The organism is Streptomyces sp. NPDC006332 (assembly GCF_040612855.1).
GTDB lineage: Bacteria > Actinomycetota > Actinomycetes > Streptomycetales > Streptomycetaceae > Streptomyces.
In genome coordinates, this window is the sequence record NZ_JBEXRA010000005.1 from 120,699 (window position 1) to 139,662 (window position 18,964).

The following is an 18,964-nucleotide window of genomic DNA, read 5'->3' on the forward strand; positions in this document are numbered from 1 at the left end:
TGGCTTGATCCGCATCGTTATCGCCGAGGACATGCACATGGTGCGCGGTGCCCTGGTGGCACTGCTGGAGATGGAACCCGATCTCAAGGTGGTGGCGCAGTTCGATTCCGGCGACCGGTTGGTGCCGACCGCGCTGGAGCTGCTGCCGGACGTCGCGATCGTGGACATCGACCTGCCTGGGCTGGACGGGCTCAGCGCGGCCGACCAGTTACGCACGGCGGTGCCGACGTGCCGGGTGCTGATTCTGACCAGCCTCGGTCGTCCCGGTACCTTCCGGCGGGCCATGGCCGCGAAGGTGTCCGGGTTCCTGCTGAAGGACGCGCCGCCGGACCAACTGGCCGACGCGGTACGGAGGGTGGCGGCGGGGGGCCGGGTGATCGACCCCCAACTGGCGCTGGCGGCCTGGGAGGTCGAGGAGAACCCGCTGACGCGGCGCGAGGTCGAGGTGATGAAACTGGCCGCCGACGGAGCGGAGGCGATGGAGATCGCCACCCGTCTCTTCCTCTCCATCGGCACCGTCCGCAACTACCTCACCAGCGCGGTCACCAAGCTCAACGCCCGCAACAGAGTGGACGCGATCAGAATCGCCGAGGACAACGGGTGGCTGACGTGAGGGGGGCGGGCGCGACGGACGAGTGATCCGTCGCGCGCCGAACAGCGGGCAGCCGCGGGGTGAGCCACGGCCGGTTTCGACACTGGCCCTGCCTAAGAAGCTGGTGTCATTCCGATCTTGCCGGGTGGCAAGCGAACGGAGCGCCGTTTACAGCGCGGTCTTCACCCTTATGGGCTAATCAGCGATCACTCCCCGTTTTTGTCCGTACGTGATGCCTAGCCTTGCCCGTGGCGGCGAGTGGTCAGCAGCGAGTACGTGACACCGTTTACGAGTCCGGGGGCGCGGTGGAGGTCAGGGACGTGCGTCATGCGTACGGTCGTCGTGAGGTTCTGCGGGGCTTAGAGCTTGATCTGCGGCCTGGTGTGCTGGCCGGGATCGTCGGGGAGAACGGTGCGGGCAAGTCGACGCTGTTGAAGATTTTTTCTGGTGAGCTGCGTCCGCAGCGTGGCACGGTCCGTCATGGAGCCGGTTTCGGCTACTGCCCACAGGAGGTGGTGGTCAACGATGCCCTCACGGTGCGCCAGCACCTGAACTTCTTCCGCGTCGCACGGGGGCTGCCGGATCTGCGACACGCCGGGGAGGTCATGGAGGCGCTGCGGTTGACGGAGTACGCCGACGAGCGTGCCGGTCTGCTCAGTGGCGGAACCCGTCAGAAGCTGAACCTGACCCTGGCGCTGATGCATGACCCGCAGGTGCTGCTGCTGGACGAGCCCTACCAGGGTTTCGACTGGGAGACCTACCAGCGCTTTTGGGACTTGGCGGCACGGTTACGGGATGCGGGCCGCTCAGTCCTTGTCGTCTCGCATCTGGCCTATGACGCCGAGCGTCTGGACGAGTTGTGGCGGCTTCAGGACGGCGTCCTGCACCCCACCATGGCGGTTCCGGCGTGAGGCGCCAGCTGCATCTGTATGTGACAGCAGCCCGCTTCGACCTGATCGAGCACACCCGTAACCGGCTCGCCATGGTCCTGGTCGCCCTTTTCATCCCCTCCTGGATCAGCCTGGCGTACGCCGTCATCCCCAGCAGGAGCGTGACCTTCACGCTGCGTGCGACCGGCCGACTCCTGGCACCCGCAGGCAACCAGATCACTCAGATCACCGGTGCCATCAACGCCGTGACCCTGATCACCGGTTTCATGATGTTCGCCGTCACGTTCAACGGCGGACGCTTCGACCGCCGTCTGGCCATGGCCGGCTACCCCCGCATCCATCTTGTCCTGGCCAAGACCACCTCTCTGGCCCTGGCCTGCGGCATCATCGCCGCCTATGCCACCGTGGTGATCTGCACTGCCTGGAGCCCGTGCCAGCCTGTGCAGCTCGCCGCGGCCCTGTTCTGCGGAGCGATGACCTACGGGGCGCTCGGCGTCGTCTTCGGCTCCCTGCTGCGCCGGGAAGTGGAGGGCATGTTCGCCCTGGTCATGACCAGCCTCGTCGATGTCGGCCTGCAAAGTCCCCTGGCCAGCGGCGGCACCAAAAGCGCGGCCGTGCAATTCCTGCCCACCTACGGCACCATGCAGGCCGCCACCGCCGCGGGCTTCACCCACACACCTCTGCCCGGCGATCTGGCCGTCCAGATCCTGTGGTTCGCCGGCGCCGCGCTCCTGGGTTTGCTCGCCTTCCACCGCCGCACCAAAGACGCCCTGACCACACGGCCGCCTTTTCGTCTGCCTTGGCCATCCAGGCACCGGCAGCCTGCGCGCCCGGCACGGGCCACGTCGACACCCCGCTGAGCGGCGCCCCGGTGCGACGGCTCGCACAGGGCCCTTCGACGGGATGGTCGCGCCCTCCACCCAGAGCGAAGCACCGGCCCCGAAAAGCGAGCCGGTTGAGTAGAAGGGGTTGAAAGATGCTGGTAAGGCGATGGCTGGACGCGGCGGGTATCACTGATCCCGTCCTTCGGCACTGCTACACGGTGTGCGTGCGGGAGCTGGCCGGCGCCGACGGAGGGACCGCCCGCTGGCATGGCCTGCGCAGCGCTCCCGCAGCGGCCCGGCCTCACGTGGCGGCACTGCTCGCACACGGGTGCCGTGCCGATCTCTACGCCGACAGCGGCCCGGTCAAAGACCGTCAGCGCAGCTTCACCCAATTCGTCGACGCCACCTGGGCAGCCTTCGCCGCCGGCGGCTCCCACGACCCTGTCCTGCACGCCACGGTCCACACTTACCGGACTTACGGTATGCACCTGTCGGTGATCGAGGACATGTTCAGCGCGATGCAGCGGGACCTCGACTTCCGTGACTTCGCCACCTTCGAGGAACTGCGCCAGTGGTGCATGCAGATGACCGGTGGCCCGATGGCCATGGTCTACCAGGCGATGGGCGCCCCGACCGAACCCGCATATGAACTGCTACTAAGCGAGTTCTCCGTGTCCGCACAGTTGACGGATGCGCTGCGCGACCTGTCGGAAGACCTCGACGACGGGCGCCTCTACCTGCCGTTGGAGGACCTCGACCGGTTCAACGTGCGCGCCGAGGACATCAAGGCCAAACGCTGGACACCGGCTATGGCCGACCTCATCGCGTTCGAGGCCGAGCGCGTCACCGAGCAACTACACAAAGCCGGTGATGTGGACCACGGTCCTGCAAGCGGCATCTGGCGCGCCCGCTGTGAGCACCTGGCCCTGCTCATCGCCGCCGTGCTGGCCGCAGGCCAGGACGTCCTCCACCGACCGGTACAGCCTCCCCTGGGCACGCAGCTCAATGTGTGGCGCCCCCTCATGCGCACCGTGATCCCCTGCTGACCTGCGAAAGGACGCGCCATGTCTCTTGCCGTGCCCCCCGCCGGCGACACGTACATTCCGCTCCTGGAGGCCGAACTGCTGCGCTGGGTGGGCAGCGGCGACAGCCTGCTGGAGCTGGCCTGCCTGGACGCGCTGTTCCCCCCGGGCAAGCTCCTGCGCCCCATGCTGTGCATGGAGTCGGCCAAAGCCGTCGGCGGCACCGCCGACCAGGTGCTGGCCTTCGCGGCCGGCATCGAGTGCCTGCACGTCGCCAGCCTCATCCACGACGACATCATCGACCAGGACCCGGTACGCCGCGGGCGGGCCTCCACCGCCGAGCAGTACGGCCTCGCCGAAGCCCTGGCAGCAGGCGATGGACTGTCGATGGCCGGAGTCGCGGCCCTGCTCAGCTCCGGCCCTGCCGAACGCGTGCTGCAGGCAGCACGGGTCACCATCCAGGCCCTGCGCCGCATGTGCCAGGGCATCATGCGCGAAACGGAAATCCGCGGCGACCTGACCTGCGGAGTGCCGACCGTCCTGAACGTCATGCAAGCCAAGACCGCCGCGCTGACCGGCGCCGCGTGCCAGGCCGGGGCGATCCTGGCCGGAGCAACCCCTCAGCAGCACCAGGCCCTGCGCCAGTACGGAGAACAGCTCGGCATGGCCTTCCAGATCCGTGACGACCTGCTCCCCTACACCGCCGAGGACCAGGTCACCGGCAAGACAGCCACCAGCGACGTCGCCAACCTCCAACCCACCCTGCCCGTCCTGCTCGCCTACGAAGCCGCCGACGTAGCTGACCGCAACCGCCTGACCACCGTATTCCGCGGCTGCACCGACCCCGTCACCGCACACCGGGACATCCTCGCTGTGCTGACACGCACCGGCGCTCTCACCAAGGCGACCCGGATGGCATCCTCCTGCTCAGAGCACGCACGCTCCGAACTCGCCGGCCTGCCACACTCCACCCAGCTCGCCGAACTGGCCACAGCAGCAGCCGACCGCCAGCACTGAGCAGGGTCCGGGACTGACGCGGCGGCCAACGGGCGCAGAGGCTGGGCGATCTCTTCAGCGTCGGCGGCCACAGTTCCTTCAGCTCTCTGACTTGCTGGCGCAGCCGCGTCTCGTTGTCCGGCATCTGGTCGCGGGCGCGTACCTGGTCGTAGAAGCCGTTCTTGAGTAGCTGTTGTCGTTACGATCTTGAGGGGTGTGCGTCGAACGGGAGTCTCGATCGGGTGATCGCGGCCGGTGCCGGGCATGACCGTGGGACAGGGGCTACGCGTTCTTTCGCCGCTGGCGTGACCACGGCCTGGTCCAGGAGCTCCACGACCGTCTGCGCGGTCAGGTCCGCGAGAAGCTGGGCCGGGACACGGAGCCGACGGCCGGGGTGATCGACTCGCAGTCGGTCAAGGCGGACGCCGTCATCGGATCGGACGGCCGCGGCTTCGACGGCGGCAAGCTGATCAATGGGCGCAAGCGGCACGTCGTGGTCGACACGCTTGGCTTGCTGTTGGGCGTGATGGTCACCGCCGCGGACACCGGCGACCGCACCGCCGCCCACATTCTCCTCGAGCAGGTGACCGACGCCCGTCACCGCTTGGCGCTGATCTGGGCCGACGGCGGTTACACCGGCAGCCTCGTCGAGCACTGCCTGGACGCGTTCGCCCTGGTCCTGGCGATCGTCAAGCGCAGCGACGACATGCGTGGCTTCGTGGTGCTGCCCGAACGGTGGATCGTTGAACGGTTCTTCGCGCATCTGATGCGCACCCGTCGCCTGGTCCGCGACTTCGAGCGGTGCACCGCCAGCGCCGAGGCGGTGATCTACTGGTCGGTGATCCTCCTCATGAGGCGCCGCCCGGCCCGGTCACGCCCTGCGCAGGCGTGAACCGCCCTGGCTGCCGCTCGGCCAGCCAGCTGTGGCCCTGCTCGGTCTCCTCGACCGGGGCCAGCGCCTCGCCGACCCGTGAGCGGGCGATGGCCCATTCCTTCCAGTCCCGGTCGGCAAGGTCCAGCTCGGCCTGGATGCGGTCGGCCTCCTCCCGCAGCTCGTCCACCCGGCGGCGAGCAGCGAGCCCGCGCTGTTCCAGCAGCCCCACGAGCGCCGCCATCCACGACCTCCACAGGAGCGGCCACACGATGGGCCACCACTCCCACGGGATCGCCGACCTATGCATGACCAGCGAAAACGCAGTTTTCAAGTTCGGAAAGACAACGCCTTCTAAGCTCCCAGCCATGACATCCCAGAACCCCCTGTCTGCCGACGCGTCCGACGCGCATCCGCTGGTCGTCGAACTCCGCGGCCTGCTCGGCACCGCCACCCCCGTACGGGCGCGCAAGGCGATACGTGAACTGCTCACCGTCCACGACGGCGGGGCCGCCCTCGACCTCGCCGCTCGTTTCGCGCCCACCGCCGCCTACTCCGGTGACCTTCTGTTACGCGAACTGCCCCGCGCCGCCGACCCGGACCGCTTCTGCGAACTCCTCCTCGCCCCCGCTTTCGCACGTGAGGGCCGCACCGAGCTGCGTCTGCGCCGGATCAGGTCGCTGCGCGGCCTGCGCCACCTGACCATGCTTCGGGCCCTCCACGTGGACCGGTGCAAGGAGGTCACCGACCTCGGCGACCTTGCCGCGCTGACCTCCCTCGCCGACCTCGACCTCAACGGATGCGCCGGAATATCCGATCTCGCGCCGCTGAGCACCCTGACCGCGCTCACCCGGCTGAATCTGCACCGTTGCCGTCAAGTCACCGACATCCGCCCCCTGCTCACCCTGAGCGGCCTGCGTGAACTCGACCTCAGCATGACCAAGGTGCGCGATGTCACCGGGCTGCCCGCGGCCCTCCCGGACCTGCGCACCCTCACCATGCGCGGCTGCCGTTCCTTCCGCGACGCGCGGCAGCTCGCGGGACTGACCCGCCTGACCACGCTGGACCTCGGCTGGACCGGCCTGCGCGACCTCAAAGGCCTCACGGACTAGCCCGCCCTCGCCCAACTCGACCTCAGCGGGTGCGCCTCGCTGACCACCGTGGAGGGCATCGACGCGCTCACCGGCCTGACCGAGCTGCAGATCACCGACTGCCGCAAGCTGGCCACCCTCGCCGGCCTGGGATCCCACCCGGGCCTGACCGAACTGACGGTGGACGGCTGTTCCGCGCTGCGCGACGCACGCGGCCTGGGGGCTCTGAGGGGCCTCACCTATCTCTGTTTCAAGGACTGCGCGCACCTCACCACCCTCGAGGGGCTGCAGGGCTCACCCATCGACCGGTTCCGCGCGGAGGGCTGCCCGGCCCTGGCCGACTTCTCGGCCCTGGAGCACGCCCCCACGCTCCGCAGCCTCGACGCGCTCCGGCTGGACTCGTTCACAGACTTCTCGCAGCTGCCCGAGATGCCGCTGGTGGACGAGATGCGGTTCATCGGGTGCCCGTCCCTGCGCGCCCTGGACGGCATGCGGGCCTACCCCTCGCTGCGGAAACTGATGATCTGGCGCTGCAACGCCCTGAAGTCGGTGCATGGCATCGGTCACCTGCCTGCCCTGAGCGAGCTGAGGCTATGGGATGTCCCCCTGGTCACGACGCTCGGGGAGCCGGGCGGGCTGCCGGACACCGACCTGCTGGTGCTGACCAACTTTCCGCTGCTGACCGACATCGGCGCGCTCGCCGGACCGCACCTCCCCCGGCTGGAGCTGATCAACCTGCCCCTGGTGCGGAGTCTGGCGTTCCTGGAGGCGAAGCCCGAGCTGCGGAGGCTGAGACTGTCCGACTGCCCCCAGGTGTCGGATCTGCCCGCCCAGCTGACCCACCTGGAGGCGTACGGCCTCCCCTGGCCGGACCTCTCCCCGCTGAAGCGTCTCACCGCCCTGACCACGACGGCCCTGCGGCTGAGGGATCTGACCGACATCGGGGGCATCGGCGCCTTCCCGGAACTGGAGCGGCTCAGCCTCTCGGGCTGCGACCGGCTGGAGGACTGGACGCCCCTGCTGGAGGCCCCCCGGCTGCGGGAGCTGCAACTGGGTCAGGACTACGGCTACGAGCGGCCGTACACCTCCGTGCTCCAGCGACTGCTGGCCGCGGGAGTGACCCAGGTCCCCTGGCACGTGAGCTGGTGACTCCGGTCCCACATGACCCTGACGGTGCGGCGGAGTGACGCGCGTCAACCTGTTCGGGTTCAGGGCTGTGGTTGGTTCGGCCGGGGGGAGTTCGTCGAGGTGCGGGGGACCTCGGCGGTCAGGCGGAACCAGCCGGCGGCGTCCGCTCCCGCCGTGAGCCGGCCGCCTATCTCCTCGACGCGGGTGCGGAGGTTGCCGAGGCCGCTGCCGCCGTCCTGGGAGCCGGTACGGCGGGTCTCGTCGGCGCCGTCGTTGGCCACGACCAGGCGGACCAGGGGGCCGTCCGGGCCGCTGGCCGGGCCGGCCTCTATGACGCAGTGCTGGGCCTTGCTGTGCCGCAGGACGTTGGTGACGCCCTCGCGGACCACGGTGGCCAGCACCGTCCCGGCCCGGGAGGACAGCGGACCGCAGTCCAGCTCGATACGGGCCTCGATGTCGGCCGCGGTCAGCACGTCCTCCGCGGAGGCGGCCTCGGCGTCCAGTGACATCTCGCGGTAGCCGCGGGCCACCGACCGCACGTCGGCGAGGGCCTGGCGGGAGATCTGCAGGATGCCGACCAGCTCCTCGCGGGCACGTTCCGGTCGGGTGGCCACCAGACGGAACGTCAGCTCGCTCTTGAGGGTGATCGCGGACAGCCCGAAGCCCAGCAGGTCGTGCAGGTCCCGGGCGAAGCGGAGGCGTTCGCGGGCCACCGCCATCTCCGCCAACTCCTCGCGTGCCCGGTGCACTTCGGCCACCAGGTTGGACAGCCGGGTGAGCCCGTAGACGATGAGGCCGGTGAGCACGGTGGAGACGACGAGGTAGGAGGAGTCCACCCACCCGGTGCCCTCCACCACCGCGGCCAGTCCCGTCACCGCGACGATCACACCGAACGCCACCCAGCAGGCCGGCGCCGCGATGATCAGCAGGGACGATCCGGCGAGGAACCCGCCCATACCGCCCCAGGTGACACCGAAGAACAACATGGGGACGTACGTGAGGACGGCCTGACCGAGCAGTGTCCAGAGTCCGTAGCGCTCCCTGAACCGCTCGGTGCCCGGATAACTGTGCACGGTCTGGATGGCGAACAGGGCGACGCTGGAGAAGAGGCAGGCCGCCAGCAGCCAGGGCCCCGGATCGCTGCCGATCACGTTGAGCACGGCGATCAGCACGAACCCGCACAGCACCATCAGGACGATGGCGAAGGCCAGTTGCGGAGGAAGGGTGTCGCGCTGCTGTCTATCGGAACGCAGAAATCCGCGCAGCATCCACACACTCCCCCGTTGATGCTCACAATCGTGCCGTCATAGTAGACGGCCCCGGGCCGCGGTGGTGCTCCCCTGCCTGGTCCTTCTCCCCCTGTTCAGCCGCGGCCCACCGCAGCGGAACGTTCCGGCCAGTCCTGGCCGTTGACGGGAATGCGCTCGTCGAGGTGGTGCGCATGGCTCGGCCGCTGCTCGTCGGGCAGCGGCCCGAGGACGAAGGACCCCACCGGCGACTCGCTGCGCCAGTCCAGCCCGAGCGCCCCGGCGCACACGGTGACGTCCTCGCTGCACACCGCGCAGCCGGCCAGCCCCATCGCGGACCCGACCAGGTAGAACGTCTGGATGAGCGCCCCGACGTGCTTGAGCACCAGCGCGTACGCCAGTCCGCTGTACTTCCAACTCAGCCGCTGGAAGCGCGAGGTCAGGGTGATCAGCACGGGCGGCGGGGTGGCCAGCGCCGCGGCCGCCATCGCCCCCGCGGACAGTTCGCCGGCCGCCGCCGGGTCCTCGTTGACCAGCACCAGACAGTGGTCCAGCGGGTCGTAGTAGTGGATGCCGGAAGGCAGTTCGGGGCAGTCCCGGACGGTGAGGTACAGCTCCAGGTCGTAGGTGGCGCCTCCGGTCGGGTACGGGCGGTCGCTGGCCGGGTAGGCGGTCTCGCCCTCGCCGGCCATGCCGATCGAGCGGACCCGTGCCGTCCGGTACAGGAACTCGCCGAGGGTGCGCAGGCTCAGGGCCGACGTCCCGTACCCGCGCACCGAACGCCGTCCCTCCAGCGCGGTCGTGAACGGCGGGTCCCGGTCCAGGAGTTCGTCGAGGTCGGGCCTCGGCAGCCGGACCACCGGACCGCTCGGCGGGTTCTTCACGGCGGGCTGCGGTTTGATCTGCGCGGCGTGCGCGAAGGTCGCGCCGTAGTCGCCGTCGTCGCGGCCCATGACCGAGCGGGAGTGGAAGAGCATGTCGTGCGCGGACCAGGTGCGCAGCACCGGGTCCTGGTCCTCCTCGAAGTCCCCGTCGGTGGTCCGGGCCACCAGCACCATCCCGGTGCCGATGAGGTAGCCGAGGATCTCCCGCACCACCGCACGGGCCAGCGGGACGTCGTCGCCCGCCTTGGCCGCCGAGACGGGCCGGCCGAGCGCGGCGACCACCCACTGGGCCTCGGGCCGGTGCAGCAACACGCGGTGCAGCGACAGCGGGGACTCCAGCTGGAACAGGTCCCCCTCGCGGCGCAGCACCGCGAACCGGGACAGCTTCAACAGGGCGCCCTCGGGCGGGGGTTCGGGGGTGAAACGGGCGGCGTGGGTGAGCGGGACCGCGGACAGCAGCACCTGACCGTTGTCGGCGAAGGCGAGGGAGCGGACGACCAGGTCCTGGAGCCGCAGCAGCGCGCGCTGCCACGACCGGTGGCCGCCGGGGGTGACATTGTCCAGGCTGACCGGCCCCAGGCTCATCCGGCGCAGGGTCTCCACCAGGCCGGGTTCCGGGTTGCGGACCCGCAGGTCCGACCAGCGGCCGTGGAGCTCGACCGCGGTGCCGTCCTCGGCCGTTTCGACACGGACGTCCTCACGCAGCGACCACAGCGTGGTGATCGTCTCCGGATGGTCGTGTTCGTCGATGCGGGGTGACTGCAGCACGGTCGGCTCCTGGGGGGAAGAGGGGAGGATCAGACGAACAGCGGCACGGGGTTCAGGTCGGCACGGGCGACCGGCTCCGGCAGTCGCCCGAGGGCGACGGGGACGTCGTAGAGCCTGCCGGGGGCGAACCGGGTCCAGAACGAACGCAGTCCCGGGACGAGCACCTTGACGACGGGCAGGCCGACGTCGGGGCGGGTCTGGTCGAGGACGAGCAGGTCGAGTCCGCGGGCGCGCACCGCCGAGGTGACGGCGGTGAGGTCGTCGCGCAGATCGGTGCCCGTCGGGAAGGAGAAGTCGGCCAGGGTTCTCGCGGCCGTGGAAGCGGGCCGCAGGTAGGGCTGGTTGCGGGTCGTCGCGCCCCGCCACCAGTGCAGCAGTTCGGGGTCGTTCAGGGCGTAGCCGCCGCCGTCCGCGCGGGCGTCGACCGCGGCCGGGAGCAGCTGGTTGAGCTCGGTCAGCGCCCGGCGCAGGGCGATCCTCGCGTCGAGGTGCGCGCCGAAGCCGAAGACGATGTCCTCGGCGGCCTTGTCGGTACGGCGGGACAGCGCGGCGAACACGGGGATGCCGAAGTCCGAGGTGAGGTCGAGCGCCCACACCTCACGGCCGAGCCCGCGGTGGACGTCGATGAGTTCCTCGGTCCACAGGTCGGCTCCGGTACGCAGATCCAGGGCGGGCCGGGGGGTGCGGTTGTACCACCACAGGGCGACGGCGTCACGCTCGACGAGTTCCAGGAAGCCCTGCAGGACGGCGTCCTCCAGGCTGCTGCCGGCCGCGTTGCCGTTGGAGTCGGCGTGCATGAACCGGCGGCCCGCGACGGGGTCGTGGCGTTCGGCGGCGGTGGCGAAGTAGAGCAGTGCGGTGGGCAGCAGCCGGTGGCGCTGCCCGGTGAGCGACCAGACGGGGGTCCAGTCGACCTCCGCGTCCTCGTCGAAGCGTTCGGGGACGTGGTGGAACCCGGAGTGGGTGGCGTTCCACGCGTCGCGGCCGGCGTACTGCTCGTCGGCGTACAGCTGGCAGGTGTCCGGGTGTACGGCGAGACCGTCGAGGTCCCGGTAGCGGGCCCGGGTGCGGTACTCGTCGCCGTGCAGGCAGCCGGAGTAGCGCTCGACGGCTTCGCACAGCGCGCTGACCTCCGCGTCCAGCGCGGTGACGCCCTTGCCTCCGTTGACCTGGCGCAGGCCGCCCAGCAGGGCGCTCAGGCCGGGGGTACCGGAGACCGGGTTGGGACCGGAGTTGAAGCTGTTGAGGAACGCCGGGCCGCCCTCGATCCGGGTGATGCCGGCGACGACACCGGTGACCGGGCTGACGAGGTGGCCATACGTGTCCAGCATCTGTTGCGCGGAACGGGAGCGGTGGCCCCCGCCGCCGCCCGGAGCCTTGGGCCGGGACCGCGGGACGACGGGGGTCAGGGCGCGCTCGGCGGCCAGGCCCGGGTCGCCGCAGTCGGCGCACTGCGGCCGACGCCGCACCACGTGGTGGCGCGATCCCAGGGTCAGGGTGTCGAAGGTGAGCAGCCGGTCCTGGCCGGAGTGGTGTCCGGCCAGCCACTTGGCGGCCTCGATCGCGGCGAGGTGCAGACCGGCGCCCAGGGTGCAGGGGATGCCCGCGGCGGGTCCCGGTACCGGGCCGGTGCGGCCGAGGGCGGCGCCGACCTGGGACTCGACCCCGCGGTGCAGCCGTACCGGGTGGGCCAGGCACGACCAGCAGGCGCCGGTGCCGGGGCGGAAGACGGGGCCGACCCAGATGGTGGCGCCGCTGGGCTTGGCCAGCAGCCAGGGCCGGCCGCTCGCACGGTGTTCGGCGTCCAGGTCGGCCAGTTCCGGGGCGAGGTAGTCGTCGCAGATGACGACGGTGAGGGCGGCGTCGGGCGCCTGCTCGGTGGTGACGGCGAGCCCGGAGGCCCGCAGCGCGCGGGCGGCGTACGCGGCGTCGATGTCGCCGACGGTGCGCAGCTCCACGACGGTGGACGCGGTCCGCAGTCGGGTCCGGTGTCCTTCGAGGCCCGCGAGTTCCCAGTAGGCCTCGGCGCTGTGGTCGGCCGGCTCGGAGCACTGGTGCTCCCGGTACTCGATGAAGCCGGCATCGGCGAGTTGGGTGAGAAGGGCGGTGAGCCTCTCGGCGGGCAGCGGTTCGGGGCTGTCCCGCAGCAGCGCGGGCAGGTCCCGGCTGCCGTCGAGGAGCGGCGCGACCGCTTCCAGATGGGGTGCCTTGATGGCGGTGATCCCGCGTTCGGAGATCAGGTAGGTGGCGTCGTCCGGCACCACCTCCGCGCGGAGGTGGCGCCGGAACCCGATCAACGTCTGGGTCATGAGGCGTTGTTGCTCGCATAGCAGAGAGTGAACAGCGCGGGCCTGGTGGTGGGTGCCGTCAGCACCTCGATCACCAGGTCCATGGGTTCGTCCTGCCCGGTGTACGGGAGGAACGTCTCCTGGTGCTGCTGGGGTGTGACGGTGGAGCGGCATTCCTGCGTGACGACCTGACTGATGTGCGTCATGGGGAGGCTCCTGCTTCGGTGGTGTGGTGCCCGGTGCGGACAACAACCAGCATGCGGGGCGGGCGGATCCCGGCACAGTCAAGGCGTCACCGGCCCCTTGTGAGGAATTCACACGTCCTCACGGCCACTGATCGGTCCACCGACGGTCCACCCGCCTGCCAGGTCCTGCCTGCATGGTCGACGCAAAGGCTCCAGCCCCAGGACGGCTTCAGCCGCGATACCCGCAGAAGGAGGGAGGACCCATGGTGGCCGCGGACCTGAGAAACGACGCGGAGCGGTCTCTCGACCAGCTCTTCGACTGGTGCTGCGCGGGCACGGAGGCCCGGCCGCCCGGCCGGCCCGGCGTGTTCCGCTTCGTCGTCACGACCCCGACCGGCACCCGCACCCGCTATGTGACCAGCACGGACGAGGGCACGTCGGTGCTCAGGAGCGCGCCGTGCCCGCCCAACTCCACCGTGCAGGTGAGCCAGGAGGACCTGACCCGGCTCGTCCTCGGTGACCTGCGAGGTTCGATGGCCTTCGCCACCGGCGCCCTTCAGATCGAGGGGGACGTCTTCCTCGCGATGACCTGGATCGACCAGCTGAGGAGGGGACTGTGACCGTCCTGTCCCAGGAGAGCGTCCCGGGCACGGGTGAACCGGGCGCCGCTCAAGTGCCCGCGGAGCCCGCCCAGTTGACGGGTGGCAGCGGGCGGCTGGCCGAGCTGCGGCACGTGAAGCAGCAGGCGCTGGCCGGACCCGACTCGAAGGCCACCGAACGGCAGCACGCCCGCGGCAAACTGACCGCGCGTGAGCGCATCGCGCTGCTGCTGGACGAGGGCTCGTTCACCGAGATCGAGGGACTGCGCCGGCACCGGGCCACCGGTTTCGGCCTGGAGGCGAAGAAGCCGTACTCGGACGGTGTGATCACCGGCTGGGGCACGGTCCACGGCCGTACCGTCTTCGTCTACGCCCATGACTTCCGCATCTTCGGCGGCGCGCTCGGCGAGGCGCATGCCCAGAAGATCCACAAGGTGATGGACCTCGCCGCGTCCGCCGGTGCCCCGCTGGTCAGCCTCAACGACGGGGCGGGCGCCCGGATCCAGGAGGGGGTGACGGCGCTGGCCGGGTACGGCGGCATCTTCAGCCGCAACACCCGCTCCTCCGGGGTCATCCCGCAGATCAGCGTGATGCTCGGCCCGTGTGCGGGCGGCGCGGCCTACTCCCCCGCCCTGACCGACTACGTGTTCATGGTCCGGGAGACCTCGCAGATGTTCATCACCGGTCCGGACGTGGTCCGCGCGGTGACGGGTGAGGAGATCAGCCAGAACGGGCTGGGCGGCGCCGACACCCACGCGTCGATCTCGGGTGTGGCGCACTTCGTGTACGACGACGAGGCCTCCTGTCTCGAAGAGGTGCGCTACCTGCTGTCGTTGCTGCCGCAGAACAACCGGGAGCTGCCGCCCGTCGACATGGGCGACGACCCCGACGACCGGGTCTGCGAGGCGCTGCTCGACCTGGTCCCTGAGGACCCGTCGCGGCCGTACGACATCCGCCAGGTGATCGAGGAGATCACCGACAACGGTGAGCACTTCGAGGTGCAGTCCGGGTGGGCCGACAGCGTGGTGTGCACGCTGGCCCGGCTCGGCGGGCAGGTCGTGGGGATCGTCGGGAACCAGCCGCAGTCCCAGGCCGGGGTGCTGGACATCCACTCCTCGGAGAAGGCCGCGCGGTTCGTGCAGACCTGCGACGCGTTCAACATCCCGCTGGTGACGCTGCTGGACGTGCCGGGTTTCCTGCCCGGGGTCGACCAGGAGCACGGCGGCATCATCCGGCACGGCGCCAAGTTGCTGTACGCGTACTGCAACGCCACGGTGCCGAGGATCCAGGTGATCCTGCGCAAGGCGTACGGCGGCGCGTACATCGTGATGGACTCCCGGTCGATCGGCTCGGACCTGTCGTTCGCGTGGCCCACCAACGAGATCGCGGTGATGGGCGCGGAGGGCGCGGCCAACGTGGTCTTCCGTCGGGAGATAGCCGCCGCCGACGACCCGGAGGCGGAGCGGGCCCGGCTGATCGCGTCCTACAAGGACGAGCTGATGCATCCGTACTACGCGGCCGAACGCGGCCTGGTGGACGACGTGATCGACCCCCGGGACACCCGCCGGCTGCTGATCACCTCCCTGCGGATGCTGCGCGCGAAGCACGCCGAGGTACCGGCCCGTAAGCACGGAAACCCGCCGATGTAGGGGCGGTTCGGGTGGGCGGCGCACCGGATGGGTAGGTCCGGTGCGCTGTCCCGTTCGGGGCCCCAGATTTTCCGTAACACCACCACTCACTGAGGAGTTCCGATGAGTCACACCCTCCCCTGGTCCAACGGGCCGGCGGCCGGGGCCGGAGGCGGTCAGGTCGTCGTCATGGCATCCCGGTTGAAACTCAAGTCGCTGGTGCGGGTGCCGCGCTTCTTCATCCTGTCGGGGGGCGTCTACAAGCAGGCGCAGAACTCCCCCGGGAACGTGGGGGTCTCGCTGCGGGCCGACCCCTGGCACAAGACGTTCTGGACGCTCTCGTCCTGGGAGAGCAGGCAGGCGCTGCAGTCCTACATCCAGACCGATCCGCACCTGTCGGTGATGACGAAGCTGAAACCGGCCATGCGCGAGTCGTTGTTCACCTCCTGGAAGCAGGACGCCGCGTTACCGCCGAGCTGGGACGAGGCCGACCGGCGCCTCGCCGAGCAGGAGGCGCGCCGGGCCGCCGCGGATCCGCAGGTCGGGTGACGCGGCACGGCTGACCCGCACACCGGCCGGAACGCGGGTACGCACAAGTACGGGTACGACGGCAGGGGACGCCGTCGTACCCGTACGTCTGTGGTCACACGTACCGCGGCCTGGGGGCCGGCCCGAACAGGTGGCCCACCGCGTCGGCCAGCCGGCCCGCGCCGACGCCGTACCGCTGGGTGCGCAGGACGAACCTCAGGTGCGGGCGGGCCGGATCGAACTCGTCGGTCAGCAGCGGCGGCAGCAGCGCGGCCGGCGTCCGGCGCATCAACTCGGCTCCGGTGCGCAGCAGTTCGACGCCGGGTCGGCGCAGCGGGCCGGGCAGCCAGTCGAGGACCGGGATACGGACGTCGACGGGCTCGTCCGGGTGGTCGGGGCCGGGCACCAGGCGGCGTACCGACGCGGGCGCCGCGGCGAGTTCCTCGGCCAGCAGACTGACGGTGTGTTCCGCCCCGTCGAGGACGACCAGCACGTTGCGCCGGGCGGCGAGGTGGGCGGTGAGCGCGGCGGCGTCGGCGGCCTGGGGCCAGATGCCCACCGGACGCCAGCGGCCGGGTGCGGGCCTGCTCCACAGCATGCGGCGGCTGCCCTCGAAGACGACCAGGGTGCCGCCGTGCCGTTCGGTGGCGAGGGTCTGCGCGGGCTGTTCCGTCTGCGGCTCCTGGGGCGTCTGCCCTGCCTGCTCTGCCTGCTCTGCCCGCACTGCCTGTGCGGCCGTCATGCTCACACCGACCTCGCGACGAGGGCGAGCGGCAGATGCCGCAGCACCGCGCCGGCCGGCGCCCACGGCCACGCGGGCACATACGCCTTGGCCGGTTCGCGTTCCATCGCGCGTACGAGGAGTGCGCAGCCCTTGTCGGTGTCCATGATGAACGGTGTCTTCTCCAGGTTCGCGTTCATCTCGGTGCGGATGTAGCCGGGGAACAGCGCGGTGACCTTCAGCGGGGTGCCGAGGACGTCGGCTCGGATCCCGTCGGCGAGGGTGGCGAGGCCGGCTTTCGAGGCGGCGTACGCCGTCAGGTGCCGGGGCATGCCGCGGGCCGCGCTGACCGAGGACACCACCACGAGGTGACCGGAGCCCTGGTCCCGGAAGGTCTCCATGGCGGCCTCGCACTGGGCCAGACCGGCGAGGAAGTTGGTCTCGGCGGTGGCCCGGTTGACCTCGAACCGTCCGGTGCCGACGGATGCGCCCGTGCCGAGGCCGGCGTTGACGACGATCCGGTCCAGGCTGCCGAACTCCCGCCGCACGGACCGAAAGGCGGCCGCGGTGGCCTCGTAGTCGCGGACGTCGAGTTGACGCATCGTCACCTGGATGCCGGGGTAGGCGCGGGTGAGTTCCTCGCGCACCTCCTCCAGCTTGTCGGCGCGGCGGGCACACAGGGCCAGGTTCCGTCCCCGCGCCGCCAGTTGGCGGGCCATGCCGCGGCCGAGGCCCGAACTCGCCCCGGTGATCAGGATGTTCTTGCGCATGTCTCCTCGTTCCTCGGGCCGGGATCAGCCCGTCGCTGCGGCGGGTGCGGGTGCGGGAGCGTCGAGGGCCGGCCGCGGGCGGGGGGCGGCCGAGGCCCGGGCGAGGCTGTGCAGGACGGCGATCCGGCGCCGTTCGGTGCGGTCGAGGCCGTGTCCTCGTACGCAGGCCGCGACGGCGATCTCGTCGGCGCGGCGCCGGATGAGGCGGGCGCTCTCCTCGTCGGGGCGGCCGTAGGTGCGGCCGGCCCGTTCGCCGAGCAACTCCATGCGGGCCCGGGCCCGGCCGCGCAGGTCGGCGATCTGGGCGCTGCGGGTCCGTCCGCCGGGCGCGCTGGTCAGCCGGGCGCCGAACACCAGGCGCGCGGTGGCCCGGTGCGGGACGACCTCGCCCTTGGGCAGGATCCGGTCGGCGCCGTGGATCATCACGGGGACGACCGGGACGCCGGTGCGGACGGCGAAGTAGAACGGGCCGTCGTTGAACGGGGCCAGGCCGCCGCCGGTCCAGCGGGTGCCCTCCGGGTACATGCACAGCACGTCGCCGCCGTCGAGGACCTCCGTCATGGCGGCCAGGGCGTTGCGGTCCGGTGTGTCGCTGTCGAGGGGGATGCAGCCGACGCTGAGCCTCACCAGCCGTTTGACGGGGTGGTGGAAGTTCGCGGCCTTGGCCGGGAAGTAGACGTGCCGGCCGCGGGCGCCGTAGAGGACGGTCTCCAGCAGGTAGTGGTCGAAGAAGCTCAGGTGGTTGGAGACCACGATGAAGGGTCCCTCGGCGGGGATGTGGCCGATGCCCTCCACCCCGTCGACGTGGTGTCTGGCGACCCAGTGGCGGAAGGACGTGGACAGCGTGTCGTTGATCTTGAAGCTTCCCTTGTGCGGGTCCATCGACGGGTCATCCCTTTCCTCGGGCCCCTGCGGCGGTCACGCCGTGCGGGGCCTGTTCTTGCTGGAGGGCGCGGCTCATCCGGATCGCGGACTGGCGGCGCCGCTGGGTGCGCGGGTGGTCGGCGGGGGCCTCGATGACGCGTTCCAGGGCGGACAGCGCGGCAGTGGGCCGGTCGGCGGCCAGCAGGGCTTCCGCGTGGCCGAGGACGTAGCGGGTGTCACCCCGGCCGAGCCGGTCGGCGGCCTCCAGGTGGGCGACGGCGAGTTCGCGGCGGCCGCCCAGCAGGACGGGCGCGGACAGGTGCCAGCGGCCGAGCAGGTAGTTGGCCATGAGGTGGTCGGGGTCCCGGCGCAGCGCCTCCTCGGCGCCGGCCCGCAGCCGCCACAGCGCGGCGGCCTTGACGGGCAGCGGACGGGTCTCGTTGCGCAGCGCGGTCAGCCGCAGCCGTCCGACCCGCAGGTCGATGTTGTGCGGGTCACCGAGCCGTCCCAGGTCGAGCAGGAGCGCGGCCTGCTCGTACAGGGTGCTGTCGGGCAGCGGGTCGGTGCGGCTGAGGAGCGCCTCGAAGACCCGGTCGAGATGGTGGGCGGCAGCTCGCGCGGCGCAGGGCCCGGCGGACCACTCGGGGTTCCTGGCCCGCCCGACGAGGGCGGCGAGGGCGGCGTGCCCGGCCCTGACCCGGTCCCGGACCGAGTGTTCGACCGGGTCCTGGGGCAGCGCGGGTCCGAAGACGACCCGGGCGCGGCGGCCGTCCGGCCACAGCGCGACGGGCAGGACGGGCGCCGTGGCCCGGTCCCCCGCCGACACGGCCTGAGCCACGCCCCGCACCACCACGGTCTCGTCGTAGGCGAGGGCGCTGAGCGCGTCGGTGCCCTCCAGCCGTCGGGTGGGCCTGCCGCGCACCGCGAACAGGGCGGTGTCCAGCGGACGTTCGCCGTCGCCGCCGGCCAACACCACCAGGGGGCCGTGCGCGGGGACGTGCTCCAGCCCCTCGACGGTCGCCGGTAATCCTCGTACGGCGTGCTTGTTCTGCTTGAGCATGGCCGACC

Annotated in this window: 20 protein-coding genes; 11 read left to right on the forward strand and 9 right to left on the reverse strand. The window is 70.9% G+C overall.

Going from position 1 to position 18,964, the window contains the following annotated elements; all coding sequences use genetic code 11:
* The first annotated feature begins 4 nt into the window (after positions 1-4).
* From ABZ027_RS06915 to ABZ027_RS06940, 6 genes are all read left to right on the forward strand, one after another.
* Positions 5-613: a response regulator transcription factor gene (locus ABZ027_RS06915; protein WP_356765135.1), complete on the forward strand. Its 609-nt coding sequence runs from the start codon at positions 5-7 to the stop codon at positions 611-613.
* Positions 614-912: 299 nt separating this feature from the next.
* Positions 913-1,503 carry an ABC transporter ATP-binding protein gene (locus tag ABZ027_RS06920; RefSeq protein ID WP_356765137.1) on the forward strand — a complete coding sequence of 197 codons (591 nt, stop codon included), beginning with the start codon at positions 913-915 and terminating at the stop codon, positions 1,501-1,503.
* The gene (locus tag ABZ027_RS06925; protein WP_356765372.1) at positions 1,500-2,342 is read left to right on the forward strand and encodes an ABC transporter permease; all 843 of its coding nucleotides are present in this window, start codon (positions 1,500-1,502) and stop codon (positions 2,340-2,342) included. The genes ABZ027_RS06920 and ABZ027_RS06925 overlap by 4 nt, the downstream gene beginning before the upstream one ends.
* Positions 2,343-2,458: 116 nt before the next feature.
* Complete coding sequence (locus tag ABZ027_RS06930; RefSeq protein ID WP_356765139.1) at positions 2,459-3,352, forward strand: squalene/phytoene synthase family protein; 894 nt, start codon at positions 2,459-2,461, stop codon at positions 3,350-3,352.
* An 18-nt stretch (positions 3,353-3,370) separates the two neighbouring features.
* Positions 3,371-4,345: a polyprenyl synthetase family protein gene (locus tag ABZ027_RS06935; RefSeq protein WP_356765141.1), complete on the forward strand. Its 975-nt coding sequence runs from the start codon at positions 3,371-3,373 to the stop codon at positions 4,343-4,345.
* A gap of 295 nt (positions 4,346-4,640) precedes the next feature.
* The gene (locus ABZ027_RS06940) at positions 4,641-5,216 is read left to right on the forward strand and encodes a transposase (RefSeq protein WP_356765374.1); all 576 of its coding nucleotides are present in this window, start codon (positions 4,641-4,643) and stop codon (positions 5,214-5,216) included.
* On the opposite strand, the gene ABZ027_RS06945 is transcribed toward ABZ027_RS06940, so the two are convergent.
* Complete coding sequence (locus tag ABZ027_RS06945; RefSeq protein ID WP_356765143.1) at positions 5,173-5,439, reverse strand: hypothetical protein; 267 nt, start codon at positions 5,437-5,439, stop codon at positions 5,173-5,175. The two genes, ABZ027_RS06940 and ABZ027_RS06945, sit on opposite strands and share 44 nt — an antisense overlap.
* A gap of 124 nt (positions 5,440-5,563) precedes the next feature.
* Between ABZ027_RS06945 and ABZ027_RS06950 the strand changes: the two genes are divergently transcribed.
* Positions 5,564-6,307 carry a hypothetical protein gene (locus ABZ027_RS06950; RefSeq protein WP_356765145.1) on the forward strand — a complete coding sequence of 248 codons (744 nt, stop codon included), beginning with the start codon at positions 5,564-5,566 and terminating at the stop codon, positions 6,305-6,307.
* Positions 6,308-6,355: 48 nt separating this feature from the next.
* Complete coding sequence (locus ABZ027_RS06955) at positions 6,356-7,435, forward strand: hypothetical protein (RefSeq protein ID WP_356765147.1); 1,080 nt, start codon at positions 6,356-6,358, stop codon at positions 7,433-7,435.
* Between the two features lie 59 nt (positions 7,436-7,494).
* On the opposite strand, the gene ABZ027_RS06960 is transcribed toward ABZ027_RS06955, so the two are convergent.
* The 4 genes from ABZ027_RS06960 to ABZ027_RS06975 form a co-directional block, all read right to left on the reverse strand.
* Positions 7,495-8,682, reverse strand: a complete 1,188-nt coding sequence (locus tag ABZ027_RS06960) for a histidine kinase (RefSeq protein ID WP_356765149.1) — start codon at positions 8,680-8,682, stop codon at positions 7,495-7,497.
* A gap of 95 nt (positions 8,683-8,777) precedes the next feature.
* Complete coding sequence (locus tag ABZ027_RS06965) at positions 8,778-10,313, reverse strand: SagB family peptide dehydrogenase (protein ID WP_356765151.1); 1,536 nt, start codon at positions 10,311-10,313, stop codon at positions 8,778-8,780.
* A gap of 29 nt (positions 10,314-10,342) precedes the next feature.
* Positions 10,343-12,622, reverse strand: coding sequence for a TOMM precursor leader peptide-binding protein (locus ABZ027_RS06970; RefSeq protein WP_356765152.1), 2,280 nt, complete (start codon positions 12,620-12,622; stop codon positions 10,343-10,345).
* Positions 12,619-12,807, reverse strand: a complete 189-nt coding sequence (locus tag ABZ027_RS06975) for a hypothetical protein (RefSeq protein ID WP_356765154.1) — start codon at positions 12,805-12,807, stop codon at positions 12,619-12,621. Before ABZ027_RS06975 ends, ABZ027_RS06970 begins: the two co-directional genes overlap by 4 nt.
* A gap of 242 nt (positions 12,808-13,049) precedes the next feature.
* Between ABZ027_RS06975 and ABZ027_RS06980 the strand changes: the two genes are divergently transcribed.
* The 3 genes from ABZ027_RS06980 (at position 13,050) to ABZ027_RS06990 (ending at position 15,562) form a co-directional block, all read left to right on the forward strand.
* Complete coding sequence (locus ABZ027_RS06980; RefSeq protein ID WP_356765156.1) at positions 13,050-13,406, forward strand: SCP2 sterol-binding domain-containing protein; 357 nt, start codon at positions 13,050-13,052, stop codon at positions 13,404-13,406.
* A gap of 53 nt (positions 13,407-13,459) precedes the next feature.
* Positions 13,460-15,034: an acyl-CoA carboxylase subunit beta gene (locus tag ABZ027_RS06985; RefSeq protein WP_356765376.1), complete on the forward strand. Its 1,575-nt coding sequence runs from the start codon at positions 13,460-13,462 to the stop codon at positions 15,032-15,034.
* A gap of 102 nt (positions 15,035-15,136) precedes the next feature.
* Positions 15,137-15,562 (forward strand): DUF3291 domain-containing protein, encoded by a 426-nt coding sequence (locus ABZ027_RS06990; protein ID WP_356765158.1) that lies wholly within the window; start codon positions 15,137-15,139, stop codon positions 15,560-15,562.
* 94 nt (positions 15,563-15,656) lie between these two features.
* Here ABZ027_RS06990 and ABZ027_RS06995 read toward each other — a convergent pair whose 3' ends face one another.
* From ABZ027_RS06995 to ABZ027_RS07010, 4 genes are read right to left on the reverse strand one after another with little or no spacing between them, the layout of a single operon-like run.
* On the reverse strand, positions 15,657-16,283 hold the full coding sequence (locus tag ABZ027_RS06995; protein WP_356765160.1) for a hypothetical protein: 627 nt from the start codon (positions 16,281-16,283) through the stop codon (positions 15,657-15,659).
* Between the two features lie 2 nt (positions 16,284-16,285).
* A complete protein-coding gene (locus ABZ027_RS07000) occupies positions 16,286-17,032 on the reverse strand; it encodes an SDR family oxidoreductase (RefSeq protein WP_356765162.1) in 747 nt (248 codons plus the stop codon).
* Positions 17,033-17,056: 24 nt separating this feature from the next.
* The gene (locus ABZ027_RS07005) at positions 17,057-17,914 is read right to left on the reverse strand and encodes a lysophospholipid acyltransferase family protein (protein WP_356765164.1); all 858 of its coding nucleotides are present in this window, start codon (positions 17,912-17,914) and stop codon (positions 17,057-17,059) included.
* A 7-nt stretch (positions 17,915-17,921) separates the two neighbouring features.
* Positions 17,922-18,956: a hypothetical protein gene (locus ABZ027_RS07010; RefSeq protein WP_356765166.1), complete on the reverse strand. Its 1,035-nt coding sequence runs from the start codon at positions 18,954-18,956 to the stop codon at positions 17,922-17,924.
* Between the last annotated feature and the right edge of the window lie 8 nt (positions 18,957-18,964).

What these genes read in the sequence shown, in the direction of transcription:
- ABZ027_RS06930 (WP_356765139.1), top strand. Translation starts at nt 2,459, where the DNA reads ATGCTGGTAAGGCGATGGCTGGACGCGGCGGGTATCACTGATCCCGTC.
- ABZ027_RS06935 (WP_356765141.1), top strand. Translation starts at nt 3,371, where the DNA reads ATGTCTCTTGCCGTGCCCCCCGCCGGCGACACGTACATTCCGCTCCTG.
- ABZ027_RS06945 (WP_356765143.1), bottom strand. Translation starts at nt 5,439, where the DNA reads ATGGCGGCGCTCGTGGGGCTGCTGGAACAGCGCGGGCTCGCTGCTCGC.
- ABZ027_RS06950 (WP_356765145.1), top strand. Translation starts at nt 5,564, where the DNA reads ATGACATCCCAGAACCCCCTGTCTGCCGACGCGTCCGACGCGCATCCG.
- ABZ027_RS06960 (WP_356765149.1), bottom strand. Translation starts at nt 8,682, where the DNA reads ATGCTGCGCGGATTTCTGCGTTCCGATAGACAGCAGCGCGACACCCTT.
- ABZ027_RS06970 (WP_356765152.1), bottom strand. Translation starts at nt 12,622, where the DNA reads ATGACCCAGACGTTGATCGGGTTCCGGCGCCACCTCCGCGCGGAGGTG.
- ABZ027_RS06975 (WP_356765154.1), bottom strand. Translation starts at nt 12,807, where the DNA reads ATGACGCACATCAGTCAGGTCGTCACGCAGGAATGCCGCTCCACCGTC.
- ABZ027_RS06980 (WP_356765156.1), top strand. Translation starts at nt 13,050, where the DNA reads ATGGTGGCCGCGGACCTGAGAAACGACGCGGAGCGGTCTCTCGACCAG.
- ABZ027_RS06990 (WP_356765158.1), top strand. Translation starts at nt 15,137, where the DNA reads ATGAGTCACACCCTCCCCTGGTCCAACGGGCCGGCGGCCGGGGCCGGA.
- ABZ027_RS06995 (WP_356765160.1), bottom strand. Translation starts at nt 16,283, where the DNA reads ATGACGGCCGCACAGGCAGTGCGGGCAGAGCAGGCAGAGCAGGCAGGG.
- ABZ027_RS07000 (WP_356765162.1), bottom strand. Translation starts at nt 17,032, where the DNA reads ATGCGCAAGAACATCCTGATCACCGGGGCGAGTTCGGGCCTCGGCCGC.
- ABZ027_RS07005 (WP_356765164.1), bottom strand. Translation starts at nt 17,914, where the DNA reads ATGGACCCGCACAAGGGAAGCTTCAAGATCAACGACACGCTGTCCACG.
- ABZ027_RS07010 (WP_356765166.1), bottom strand. Translation starts at nt 18,956, where the DNA reads ATGCTCAAGCAGAACAAGCACGCCGTACGAGGATTACCGGCGACCGTC.